At 71.2% G+C, this 12,485-nt stretch carries 10 protein-coding genes and 1 pseudogene; 2 read left to right on the plus strand and 9 right to left on the minus strand.

The features are described from left to right. From VK923_10590 to VK923_10600, 3 genes and pseudogenes are all read right to left on the minus strand, one after another. A partial coding sequence (locus VK923_10590; protein ID HSJ45116.1) for an HAD-IC family P-type ATPase occupies nt 1-1,347 on the minus strand: 1,347 nt, incomplete at its 3' end. 101 nt (nt 1,348-1,448) lie between these two features. Beyond that, nucleotides 1,449-2,909, minus strand: a pseudogene (locus tag VK923_10595) (heavy metal translocating P-type ATPase). Nucleotides 2,910-2,945: 36 nt separating this feature from the next. Beyond that, the gene (locus VK923_10600) at nt 2,946-3,149 is read right to left on the minus strand and encodes a heavy-metal-associated domain-containing protein (protein HSJ45117.1); all 204 of its coding nucleotides are present in this window, start codon (nt 3,147-3,149) and stop codon (nt 2,946-2,948) included. Between the two features lie 158 nt (nt 3,150-3,307). Between VK923_10600 and VK923_10605 the strand changes: the two genes are divergently transcribed. Further along, a complete protein-coding gene (locus tag VK923_10605) occupies nt 3,308-5,008 on the plus strand; it encodes a BTAD domain-containing putative transcriptional regulator (protein ID HSJ45118.1) in 1,701 nt (566 codons plus the stop codon). Nucleotides 5,009-5,237: 229 nt separating this feature from the next. Here VK923_10605 and VK923_10610 read toward each other — a convergent pair whose 3' ends face one another. Then, nucleotides 5,238-5,399, minus strand: coding sequence for a hypothetical protein (locus VK923_10610; protein HSJ45119.1), 162 nt, complete (start codon nt 5,397-5,399; stop codon nt 5,238-5,240). Between the two features lie 326 nt (nt 5,400-5,725). Here VK923_10610 and VK923_10615 point away from each other — a divergent pair, with 326 nt between their 5' ends. Continuing rightward, nucleotides 5,726-6,661 carry a tetratricopeptide repeat protein gene (locus VK923_10615; GenBank protein ID HSJ45120.1) on the plus strand — a complete coding sequence of 312 codons (936 nt, stop codon included), beginning with the start codon at nt 5,726-5,728 and terminating at the stop codon, nt 6,659-6,661. On the opposite strand, the gene VK923_10620 is transcribed toward VK923_10615, so the two are convergent. The 5 genes from VK923_10620 to VK923_10640 form a co-directional block, all read right to left on the minus strand. Further along, nucleotides 6,618-7,934 (minus strand): MFS transporter, encoded by a 1,317-nt coding sequence (locus tag VK923_10620; GenBank protein HSJ45121.1) that lies wholly within the window; start codon nt 7,932-7,934, stop codon nt 6,618-6,620. The genes VK923_10615 and VK923_10620 overlap by 44 nt on opposite strands. An 86-nt stretch (nt 7,935-8,020) precedes the next feature. Next, nucleotides 8,021-8,644 (minus strand): hypothetical protein, encoded by a 624-nt coding sequence (locus VK923_10625; protein ID HSJ45122.1) that lies wholly within the window; start codon nt 8,642-8,644, stop codon nt 8,021-8,023. A 161-nt stretch (nt 8,645-8,805) separates the two neighbouring features. Then, a complete protein-coding gene (locus VK923_10630; protein HSJ45123.1) occupies nt 8,806-9,657 on the minus strand; it encodes a hypothetical protein in 852 nt (283 codons plus the stop codon). 9 nt (nt 9,658-9,666) lie between these two features. Then, complete coding sequence (locus VK923_10635; GenBank protein HSJ45124.1) at nt 9,667-11,205, minus strand: MFS transporter; 1,539 nt, start codon at nt 11,203-11,205, stop codon at nt 9,667-9,669. Between the two features lie 258 nt (nt 11,206-11,463). Next, on the minus strand, nt 11,464-12,483 hold the full coding sequence (locus VK923_10640) for an RNA polymerase subunit sigma-70 (protein ID HSJ45125.1): 1,020 nt from the start codon (nt 12,481-12,483) through the stop codon (nt 11,464-11,466). Between the last annotated feature and the right edge of the window lie 2 nt (nt 12,484-12,485).

The raw sequence follows: 12,485 nt of genomic DNA on the forward strand, positions 1-12,485 counted from the left end.
TGACCGGCCTCGGCCTGCCCCTCGAGGCTGACCCGCATCCCACCGGCGGTCTTGGCCGCACGGTCCTCGGCGAGCTGGGCGGGACCAGAGGCGTCGGCGTCGCCGACGACGAGCTCGTCCTCGACGAGCACAGCGGTCATCGTCAGAGCGGATCGCGATGAGGTGCATCCACGCCTCGTGGCTGCGGGTAACGTCAGCGATCGGCTGGCCGGTTTCGGCGTCGGTCAGGCGGAGAGTCAGGCGCGTCCGCTGGGCGGGCGCGGCCGTGGGCGCGGCATCGATGACGGCCTCAACTTCGGCCTCCTCAGCCTCGACCGGGTCGGCCTCGGTCGTCATCATCACGCTCATCGCCGGGCGCATCGGCATGCCGGTGCCCTGCATCCACGCCAGCACGCCTTTCATGCCGCGCTGCGCGCCCTCAGTCTCGGCCAGGCGCATCGCGCCGGCGCCGACCACGAGCGCCAGGAGTGCCACGACGACCAGGTACGCGTAGTCGCGGATGCGCGTGCGCAACGGCGGCGAGAGGATCTCGCGGACCGTGGCGGGCTGGCGGAAGCCACGCAGCCGCAGCGCGTTCGTGACGACGCTGACCGAGCTCATGGCCATCGCCGCGGCGGCGAGCACCGGGTCGAGCAGCAGCCCGGTGGCGGGGTACAGCGCACCGGCGGCGACGGGGATCAGCAGCACGTTGTAGGCGAACGCCCAGAACAAACCCTGCTTGATCGTCGCGACCGTCTTGCGGGACAGCGCGATCGCGCTGGTGATACTGCGCAGGTCACCGCCGATCAACGTGATGTCGGATGCGGCGATGGCGACGTCGGTGCCGGTGCCGATGGCGATGCCCAGGTCGGCCTGAGCCAGCGCGGGTGCATCGTTGATGCCATCACCGACCATCGCCACGACCCGGCCGTCGGCCTGCAGCCGCGCGACCTGCTCGGCCTTCTGGTGCGGCAGCACCTCGGCGAGCAGGTGGTCGATGCCGGCGTCGCGAGCGACGGCGCGCGCGGTGGCGGTTGTGTCGCCGGTCAGCATCCACACGTCTAGGCCCAGTGCCTGCAGCTGTTCGACGGCCTGGGTCGACTCGGGCTTGAGGCTGTCGGCGACCGCGATCAGACCTGCGGGGTGGCCATCGACCGCGACGAACATCGGCGTCGCGCCCTGCGCCGCCTGCCCCGCCGCGACGTCGGCCAGACCGTCGAGGACCATCCCGTGGCGGTCGAGCAGCGCGGCGTTGCCGATGACGACGTCGCGGCCGTCGACCCGTGCGGTGATCCCGTGACCGGACACGGCCTCGAAGCCTTCTGCGGCCGGCGGCGCGATGCCCTGGTCGTGGGCGTCGGTGACGATCGCTTCGCCGAGCGGATGCTCGGAACCGACCTCGGCCGCGGCGACCGCGCGAGCAGTTCACGCGCGGCGGTCTCGGCCGTCCACCCCAGCCCGTTGCCTGTGAGCGGCACGACCGCCACCACGCTCGGGCGCCCGCGGGTCAGCGTGCCGGTCTTGTCCAGCACGATGGTGTCGATGCGGCGCGCCTGCTCCAGCGCCTCGCCGCCGCCGATCAGGATGCCCAGCTCGGCCGCCTTGCCGGTGCCGACCATGATCGCCGTCGGCGTGGCCAGTCCGAGCGCGCAGGGGCACGCGATGATCAGCACGGCGATCGCGGTGCTGATCGCGAACGTCAGGCGCCCCACGTCGGGCCCGACGACCATCCAGACGACGAACGTCAGCGCAGCGGCGGCGATGACCGCCGGCACGAAGTACGCCGAGACCGTGTCGGCCAGCCGCTGCATCGGCGCGCGCGAGCCCTGGGCGTCCTCCACGAGCCGCACGATCTGCGCCAGCGTGGTGTCGCGGCCGACGTGGGTCGCGCGGAACACGAACGACCCGGTGCGGTTGATCGTCGCGCCGATCACCGTGTCACCCGGCGCCTTGTCGACCGGCAGGCTCTCGCTGGTCAGCATGCTCTCGTCGACCGTCGACGCACCCTCGGTGACCTGCCCGTCGACCGGGACCTTCTCGCCGGGACGCACGCGGACGAGGTCGCCGACCACGACCTGCTCGAGCGGGATGTCACGCTCGACGCCGTCGCGGATGACCCGCGCGGTCCTGGCCTGCAGGCCCATCAACGCCCGGATCGCCCCCGCGGTCTGCTTCTTGGCGCGGGCCTCCATCCACTTGCCGAGCAGGATCAGCGCGATGATGACGCCTGCGTTCTCGTAGTAGACGTGCAGCGGAAAGCCCCACTGCTCGGCTACGCCCGGCCACAACGTGACGAACGCGCTGTAGCCGTACGCGACGCTGGTGCCCAGCGCCACCAGCGTGTGCATGTTGACGCTGCCGTGGCGCGCGGCCGCCCATGCCGCGCTGTAGAACATCCGGCCGGCCCAGAACTGGATCACCGTCGCCACAACCAGCAGCGCCGGCATCACCAGGTCCATCGCGTCGATCGGCAGCGGCACGTACATCAGCGCCATCATCGACAGGCCCGCCGTCAGGCTGACCTGCCACTTGCGCTTCAAGCCCGCCAGCTCCCGATCTCGCTGCACGTCCCGTTCATCGGCGGGCTCGCCCGCCGTGGGATGCGGTGTCGCGTCGGCGGGCACCAGTCCGGCGCGCGGCACAGACGGGTCGTGCCCCTCGCCAGCCGCCACGCCAGCCGACAGCGTCGCCGTGTACCCCGCGCTGGCCACCGCGGCCTCCAGGGCCGCCACATCGGTCGCCGCCGGGTCATCGACAACGGTTGCCCGCTCGGTCGCGAGGTTGACGCTGGCCTGCTCGACGCCGTCGACCTTGCCCAGCGCCTTCTCCACGCGTCGCACACACGACGCGCACGTCATGCCGCCGATGTCGAGTGTCAGCTCACGGGTGGTGCGCGTCGGGACGGCCGTGGTCCGGTCGTCGGTGCTCATGACGTCCTCCGTGCTGTTCGGTGGGTGGTGGTCGTGTCAGGTCTGCGACTCGTAGCCGGCCTCGACCACCGCGGCGTAGACGGCGTCGAAGTCCATGGCACCGCCACGGACGCGGACCGACTTGGCGTCGAGGTCGACCAGGACGTTGGTCACGCCGGCGACGCTGCCCACCTCGCCGGTGATCGTGGTGACGCAGTGCTGGCAGGAGATGTCGGGGACGGTCAGCTGGATCTCGTTCAGGCGCTACTCCTCCGAAGGGCTCGCCGGTTGGTTGCAGGCCACAACGTGCGGTCGGGCGCTGTCGACATCCTGTCGAGGGGCTGTCGACCGCCCGGGAAGGCCGCAACAGGCGCGCGTAGACTCGCGAGTCGACCGCCGACCTCGACCGGGGAGCCGTGGTGCCGGACGCCGATGCGCTCCAGATCCGACTGCTCGGCCCGCTCGAGGTCGTCGTCGGTGGCGCACCGCGGGAACTGCGGGGCGTCGGCGAGCGCGCGGTCCTGTCGCTGCTCGCGCTGGAGGCCGGTCGGGTGATCAGTGCCGACCGCATCATCGACGCGTTGTGGGGTGAGCGGCTCCCGGCGAACCCCGCCAACGCGTTGCAGCTCCGTGTGTCGAAGCTGCGGCGGGCGCTGCGCGACATCGGTGCCGATGCCGGCTGCATCGCCACCCGGCCGCCGGGCTATGTGCTCGACGTCGCACCGGCTGCGGTCGACGCGTTGCGGTTCGCCCGCGACGTGGCGGACGCCCGCCGCGCCGCCGACGACGGGTCACCCCGTGCCGCGCAGCGCTCCCACGACGCGCTCGCGCTGTGGCGGGGACCACCGCTCGTCGAGTTCGCCGCCGAAGCATGGGCCGTCCCCGAGGTCCGGCGGCTCGAGGAGCTCCGGCTCGCGGCGATCGAGGAGCAGATCGCCGTCGAGCTCGACGCCGGACAGCACGCCGAGCTCGTCGACCAGCTCGAGGCACTCGTCGCCCAGAACCCGCTGCGGGAGCGCTACCACGAGCAGCTCATGCTGGCGCTGTACCGCTCCGGCCGGCAGGCCGACGCCCTTGCCGCCTACCGGAGGGCGCGGGACGTGCTCGCCGACGAGCTCGGCCTCGAACCGTCCGCGGCGCTGACAGATCTCGAGGCAGCGATCCTGCGGCAGGACCCGTCGCTCGCGGCCACCGTGCGACCGCAGGGAGCCAGACGCGGGAGGCTCCCCGCCCGCCTGGCCACCGTCATCGGGCGCGAGGAGGAGCTCGCTGAGCTCGTATCGACCATCCGCGAGCATCGCCTCGTCACGGTCACCAGGCCCAGAGGGACCGGCAAGACGACCGTCGCGCTGTTAGCGGCACGGCAGCTGATCGCCGATGCGCCTGACGGAGCGTGGTTCGTCGACCTCTCCGCGGTGACCGAGGAATCGGACGTCGCCGACGCGATCGCTGGCGCGCTGACGCTGCCGCGGACCGATCCGCTGCCCGGCGAAGCACCCGAGTCGCGTCTCGCCCGTCGTCTGACTGCGCATGCGGCGATCGTCGTGCTGGACAACTGCGAGCACCTGCTCGATGCCTGTGCGACGGTCGTCGAGCGCCTCCTGCGCAGCTGCCCCGACCTTCGCGTCCTGGCGACGAGCCGGGAACCCCTGGGGGTTCCCGGCGAGCGTCAGTTCCTGCTCGGTCCCCTCGCGACGCCTCCGCCCGAGGCGGGGTTGGATCAGCTGGTCTCGTCGCCCGCCGTCCGGCTGTTCGCCGACCGTGCCGGAGCGGTGGTACGCGGGTTCGTCATCGACGAGGCCAACGCCGCCGACATCGGACTGCTCTGCCGGCAGCTCGACGGGATCCCACTGGCGCTCGAGCTCGCCGCCGCGCGCACAACGACGCTGCCGGTCGCTCAGATCGTCGCCCGGCTCGATGATCGGTTCCGGTTGCTCACGTCAGGAAGCCGGACAGCCCACGCACGCCAACGGACGCTGCGGGCGACCGTCGACTGGAGCCACGATCTGCTGACCGGACCGGAGCAGATGCTGTTCCGACGACTGGCCGTGTTCCGCGGCGGGGTGGACGGCCGAGGCTGCGGAGGCGATCTGTGCCGACGCCACACTGCCCGTCGATGACGTCCTCCACCTGATCGGCCGCCTCGTGGACCGCTCGTTGGTCGTCACTGATCCCCGGTCGGGCAGGTTTCGGCTCCTCGACACGATCCGCCGGTACGCGGGCGAACGACTTGCGGAGGCAGGTGAGGAGCCGACGCTGCGGCTGGCCCACGCCGCGTTCCATGAGCACCTCGCGCACCGGGCCGAGCCTCACCTGCGGGCGCGCGACCAGACCGAGTGGTTGCTGCGGCTACGCGAGGATCAGGACAACCTCCGGACGGCGCTTGCGTGGTGCCGCGACCATCCGCAGGCGGGACTGGACGTCGGCATGCGCCTCGCCGGTGCCCTCGGCTGGTTCTGGTACCTGGGTGACCACGTCGAGGGCCGCCATCAGCTGCGCGAGACCCTGCACGTCGCCGACGCCGCCGACGACATCGCGCCCGGTGTGCGGGCCGGGGTGCTGCGGGCGGTTGCGATGGTGGAGCGCCCCGGTGCGTGCGGGCGGTTGCGATGGTGGAGCGCCCCGGTGCGTGCGGGCGGTTGCGATGGTGGAGCGCCCCGGTGCGTGCGTCGTGCATCCGAGCCCCGTCTGCGCGGCGGCGGCGAGCGAGAGCGTGACGTTGTTCGAGGCGGCCGGGGAGCCCGTCCCTGCGGCGCTGTCACGGCTGTTGATGGCGGTGGAGGGCGGGTGGCGAGCCGCCGGAGTCGAGCCTGGCTGTCATCGACCACGCCGAGTCGGTGCTGCACGCGGCCAACCACGCGTGGGGTCTCGCGCTCGCCGAGTTCATCCGCATGGAGGTCGCCATGCGGACGCCCGACCGCGAGGCGGCGGTCGCGGCAGGTCGGCGTGCCGTCGCCCGGTTCCACCAGGTCGGGGACCGGTGGGGTCTCGGCCGTCCTGTCGCATCTCTGGTCCAACGTGCGGCCCTCGGTCGCCTGACCGAAGCAGCGGAGATCCTCGAGGAGTCGCTCCGCATCGCCGGCGACGTCGAGCTGTGGAACACGGTCCAGTGGGTCGCCGGTGATCTCGGGCTGACCCACGTCATGCTCGACCGTGGCGACGACGCCGAACGTTGCTTCGACGAGGCCGAGCGGGTCGCCACGCGCTACGGACTGCCGGCGGGTCGCGGGCTGGCCCACCTCGGACGTGGCCACCTCGCCCGTCGCGCCGGGGACACCGCCGCGGCGCGCGAGCACTTCCGACAGGCGGTCCGCCTGTGCGAACAGGTCGGGTCGCCCGCGCTCGTGGCGACGGCGCTGTCCGGCCTCGGGTACGTGGAGGAGTCGGTCGGACACCTCGATCGTGCCGCAGAGGCGCACCACCAGGTGCTCGAGCTCGCACGGACGGCGCGGGTCGGGTCCTTGACGGCGCCAGGGCTGGAGGGACTCGCCGGCGTCGCAGCCGCCCGGGGCGATGCTGAGGGCGCCGACGAGCTGGGGCGAGCGGCTGCGCTGCGTGCCCGCTCCGGGCAGCCGCCGCATGCACTCGAGCAACCCGACATCGAGCGGATCATGCGACGCGTCGAGGAGGATCTCGGCAGCGGGTTTCGACGCCGCCTTCGCACGCGGTCGTGGTCAGACGAGCCTGGACGACCTCCCAATCACCCGGTGAGCGGTGACACCGTCGGCGTCATGCGCGGTCGGGCAGCGTGTCCGGTCCGGCGGCACCGTTGATGCGACGGGCCGCGGCCACGGCGAGGGCGACCGCGACGGCCGTGCAGAGCAGCCCGAGGCCACCGAAGCCGGTCCGTGCCATGACGAGTCCGGACAGGGCGGCGCCGAGCATGCCGGCCAGGCCCATCGCGGTGTCCGCGAGCCCCTGGACACGGGGTCGCTCACGCGCATCGAGCGCGTTCGTGATCAGCGAGCTTCCTCCGACGAATGCGAGGTTCCATCCAACGCCGAGCAGCAGCAGCGCCACGATCAACCGCGTCGCGCGGGTTGTATCGGCACCCACCACGAGCATGCCCGCGGTGGCCAGCAGCACGGCACCGGCCACGACGACCCGCTGGTGCCCGAAGCGGTCGCCGAGCCTGCCGGTGAGCGGGGCCGGTGCGAACATGCCGGCGATGTGGACGGAGATGACCACGCCGATGAGCTCCACTCCGTGGTGACCACCGCCGACGTGGCCAGCCGCGATGTGCAGCGGCGTCACGGTCATGAGCGCCAGCATGGTGAAGTTCGCGACCACGACGGCCGAGACCCCGAGCCGCACGCCCGGACGCTCGAACAGCACGGTCAGCCGCTGGGCCGCTGCGTCCGGCGTCGTCCGCGACTCATCGGTCGCCGTGACACCGACGGCGATGAGGAGTGGGTCGGGGCGCAACCCGACCGTCAGCACCGTGCCGGCCACGACGAACGCCAGGGCCGACAGGGCGAACGGTCCGGCGAGCGGCGCCATCCCCGCCGCGGCGGATGCTGACGTCACCGGTCCGACCAGGACGGGTCCGACCGTTGCCGTCACCGCCGTGGAGCAGACGACCGTCCCGATCGCGATGCCGCGTCGCGCCAGCGGGGCGAGGTCCGCGGCCGCGAAGCGCGCGGCGGAGCTGGCCGCCTCCGCGGCGCCGAACAGCACCATCCCGGCGATCAGCAGCGGCAGGCTGCCCTGCGACACCGCCGACACCGCGACGAGGGCGCCCGCCGCTCCGGTGAACCAGCCCAGGCGCAGTCCACGACGCCGACCGGCGCGCCGCATGATCAGCGAAAGCGGGTACGCGGTCGCTGCGGTGCCCGCGACGGCAGCGGTGAGCGGCAGCCCCGCCGCGGCAGCGCCCCCGAGATCGGCGGCGATCAGACTGCCCACGGTCACGGCCGCGGCCAGGCCCAGCCCACCCGTCACCTGGGTTGCGATCAGGGTGGCGATCGTTCGGCGTTGCAGCCGGGCGATCGGCCGGATGTCGGCTCCAACGGACGGTGTCGCAACCGTCAACTCAACCGTCGACACGCTGGCCTCCTGTCGCTCTGCGACCACAGGCTGGCGGCAGGCGACCGCTGACACATCCGTGCACGCTGCCCATGTCTGCGTGAGCGCTACGGAGTTCGTCCCGTGTGGTGCGTCGACTCGGAGCTCGACCGGGCCCCCGTCGCACGCTGTCGTTCAACGCGTTCGCGGATGCCGAGCATCTGCTTGCCCATGAACAGGAAGTCGCCGATGTCGAAGGCGAGCCCGAACAGGCGATGCCGCGGCGGGAAGTGGGCACGGATCCGAAAGACCATTCGGGTTCGACCGTCAGGCAGCGGCGTCAGCATGGGAACGCTCGTGATCCGCGAGCCGCGGTTCTCGATGTCCAGCACGAGCGCACGGCCGGGATCGATGGAGCGGACGACGAAGCCCTCGGTGGGCGACGTGAGCATCACGTCCCCAACCCGCAGGTCCTGCAGTTCGGGGATGATCCGATCGGCGCTGGCGCGACCGGCGTTGTCGAACCGGTCGTAGGAGTACCAGCCGGCGCGTGTGTAGCCACCCATCTGAACCAGCCACGGCCAGACGTCCGCGGGCGACGCGTCGATGGTGATGCCGCGCGTCGCGGACAGCGTCGGGTGCGGGACCAACTCGTCGCCCGGCATCGGCCGCTCCACCTCGTCCTGCGTCGCGCCCCACCGCAGGTGCCACGGTCGGACGACCCGGCGGTAGACCAGCGACACAAGCGCCATGGTTCCGACCACTGCGAGCGCGCCGCGAGACCGCATCACAGCCGGCACCGGAACTCGTCGGTCATCGCTCATCCCCCACGACGGCGATCAGCGATCGACGTGCCGCCAACCGCTGCCGGATTCTGTCAGTATCAAGTCCTCGACCGCCAGTGGGCAGACGGCTACGCCGTGAGGTTCCGGCGGATCTCCCCGTGGCGCGCCGTCGCGAGGGCGGATGGCTCGCCTCTGGCACAGAACGCCAGGCCCCTGAGCCTCGGGTGCGGTCGCTCGACGACGAGCCGACCCGCCTCGTCCAGCTTCGCTTCGAGCGCCGAGACGGCGGCCGCGAACCGCGGGTCGGACCGCGCTCGCGCGTAGAAGGACAGCACGTTGACGTAGAAGAACAGGTTGTGACGCAGGAAGGGGTACTCGACCCGCAGGAACTGGGTACCGATCCCCCAGTGGCATGGCCCCAGCGGCTCCCGCGTCTCCCAGTGGTCGAGCAGGGACTCCACCGCGTGATCGATCGCGACGACTCCGGCGCGGTGCTCGGTGCCGAAGCGCAGGGCGTCGAGGGCGTACAGCGTGGCACCCGGATTCGCGTAGCGGGTGTCCGGTCCACGACCGAAGCGCGTGAAGTTGTACCGCCAGCCGCCCGTCCCGTGGACGCTGTCGAGCAGGTACCGCATCGTCCGTTGTACCGACGGGTGATCAGCGAGTCCGAAGCGACACAGCACGCGCGCCGCCTCGGCCGTGTAGCAGGGGTACAGGGGCGCCTTCGGCGCAACGCGGATGCGGCCGTCATCGCGGCACGCGTCGAGGATGAGCTCGAGGCCGCCCTGCACCGCCTCGTGGTCGGCAGGCACGCCCAGCTCGTGGAGCATCGCGAGCGACGCGATCGTGCTGAACGGGTTGCCGACGTAGACGCGACCCTCCGCCGTCGCCCAGAAGTCTCCGCCGTTGTCGTGGCGACGCGCGACGATCGCCGCGACGTCCGCGTCATGGCTGTCCGTCCGAAAGCCGATCGGCGCCACGGTTGGATCTCAGCCGCCAAGGAGTCCTTCGACGGCGGCTGATGGCTTGTGGTCGGGCAGGCGCATCATGCGGAACGAGTTGATGAACCCGACGAGGCAGGCGAGGCCCGGAACGACCATCGCCACCTGGAGCGCGAGGCTGCCTGCGGCGCTGTTGATACGGATGATCTCGTCTCGAATCTCCTCGGGTTGGTCGGCGAGCAACTCCTCGAGCTGTGTGGTGCTCACGAGTTGGGCGTTGTCCTCCAACGCGACGGCGATGCGCTCCTGGTCCGCCGGCGGGATCACGTCGCTCGACTCGGCCATGGTGATGAAGCTCAGCGACAGGGCCGCGAGGAGCAGACCGCCCGCCACCGCCAGTCCGAACGACAGCCCGAAAGACTGGCCGGCCGAGTTGACCCCGGCCGCCTCGCTGACCCGCTCCTCCTCGATCGGCGCCAGGATGTAGTTGTTGAGCTGCGAGACCAGGAGGCCGAGACCCGATCCGGCGATCAGGAGGGGGACCAGAAGCGCCCAACCGGACTCACCACGAGGGATGACCGGGACGACCAGCACCATCCCGACAAGCGCGAGCGCGAATCCCGTCCGGATGATGCTGGCCGGGCGTCGATCCCCGGCCTTCTTCCCGGCGAGCAGGGCGACGGCGAACATCGTGAGCGAGAGCGGTGCGAGCGAGAGCCCCGCCTGCATCGCGTTGTACTCGAGCGTCACCTGCAGGTAGAGCGGCAGGGCGATCATCGCGCCGCCGAGGGCGATCTGTTGGAGCACCATCTGGGAAGCGCCGACCCGGAAGTTGGCGAGCTTGAACAGGTCCGGATCGAGCAGCGCCACCTTGCCCTCACGCTTGCGCCTCACGAGCCAGCGGGCGAGCGAACCGAGTGCGACCGCACCGACGGCCATGAGGAGCAGGACGAACTCGCCACCTTCCTGCCAGACCAGGATGCCGAGCACGACCCCGCCCATCCCGAGGACGGAGAGGACGGCGCCGACCGTGTCGATCTTGCGCAGACCCGTGAACGGCACGTCGACGACCATCTTGATCTGGGACAGCACGATCGCGATGATCAAGACCTCGAGGCCGAAGCCGACGCGCCACGACATGTAGGTGGTGACGAAGCCCCCGAGGAGCGGGCCGACCGCGGCGCCGACCGCCGCTGAGGCTCCGACCAGTGCGTAGGTCCTTCTCTGTGCCGCCCCCTCGAAGTTGCCGTGGATCAGGGACTGCATCGCGGGCAGCAGCAGCGAGGCGCCGAACCCCCCGATGATCGCCCAGAAGATCACGATCGGGGCCACGCTCTGGGTGAGGGTCATCGCAAGGGCACCGATGGCATAGGCCAGCAGACCCAACACGTAGGCGCGTTTGCGCCCCATCAGGTCGCCGAGCTTGCTGCTGATGAGGATGAACGCCGCGGAGACCAACGCCTCGAGCGCGATGGCGGACTGGATGCCGCTGACCGTCGCCTCGAGATCACGAGCTACGGCGGTGATCGACACGTTCATGATCGAGGTGTCGACGACGAGGACGAACATCGCCATCGCCAACAACACGGACAGCCTCCGGCTGCCCGTTGCCTCCTCAGAAGCGCTCGGCTCAGGCTGACTCCGCAACTGGGACATCGGCCCACCCTTCACGCGCTGAACTGATCGCTGGAGATCCGACCACCAATCGGTGCTCCTCCATCCGCTGATCGTCCGTCGTGGAACACCGCATGGTCAAGGGCAAACGGCCCGACCCGGTCGGGTCAGATGATCGAGACCCATGGCAGGCCCCCGTTCGACGCGGATGAGTGCGGCGATCGCCTGACCTCACAGCGACCGCGGGAGGCCGAACGCGGGGAACAGCCGCGCCTCGAATGTCATGATCTCCGCGATCAACCCGTCCTCGAAGCGGAGCACGTCGAGGTTGGACGCCCTGAACGTGTCTGCGCCGGGGGCGCGGAAGTAGTTGGCGACCGCGGGCTGCAGGTTGGCACCGGTGGCGACCGCACGCCAGTCACCCCAGGCGTCGGGTCCCACTATCGCCGAGGACCACATGGCGATGATCGCCTCACGTCCGTCGAAGCGCTCCGGGTGCGGGGGCATCGTCTGCACGGCATCCTCGCGCAGCATCCCCGCCAGCGCGTCCATGTCGTAGCGCTCGGTGGCCTCGACGAACCGTTGCAGCAGGACGCGGTCGTCGGCCTGTGCGCCCGTCTCCGACCGGGACCACTCCGTGCGATGGCCGGGCAGGCTCGCCCTGAGGGTGCGACGGGCGCGCTGCAGCGCGCTCTTGACCGCCGCCACGCTCATGTCCAGCAGCGCGGCGGTCTCGTTGGCGGGCCAGCCGAGCACGTCGCGCAGGATCAGTACCGCGCGCTGACGTGGTGGGAGGTGCTGGATAGCGGCCATGAACGCAAGCTCGATCGTCTCCTTGGCCACGACCATGGCATCGGGCCCCGCGTCGTCCGGCGTCGCGGGCTCGAGCAGGTCGTCGGGGTACGGCTGCAGCCACGGAACCACCGCCGTCACGGCGCCACCCGGCGCTGGCGCCAGACGCGCGCGACGGTTCCGCCGGTTCAGCACGTCCAGGCACGCGTTGGTCGCGATCCGGTAGAGCCAGGCCCTGACCGTCGACCGTCCCTCGAACGTGTGTCGCCTGCGCCACGCGCGCAGCAACGTCTCCTGGACCACGTCCTCGGACTCCTCGAACGAGCCGAGCATCCGGTAGCAGTGGAGCTGCAACGGGCGGCGATGGCGTTCGGTCACGGCGGCGAACGCCGCCTCGTCGCCCGTGCGGAGCGCGGCGACGGTGGCGGGGTCCTCCCCGTCACCGTGCTGCTGTGTCACCG

It is taken from the genome of Euzebyales bacterium, assembly GCA_035461305.1.
Classification (GTDB): Bacteria; Actinomycetota; Nitriliruptoria; order Euzebyales; family JAHELV01; genus JAHELV01.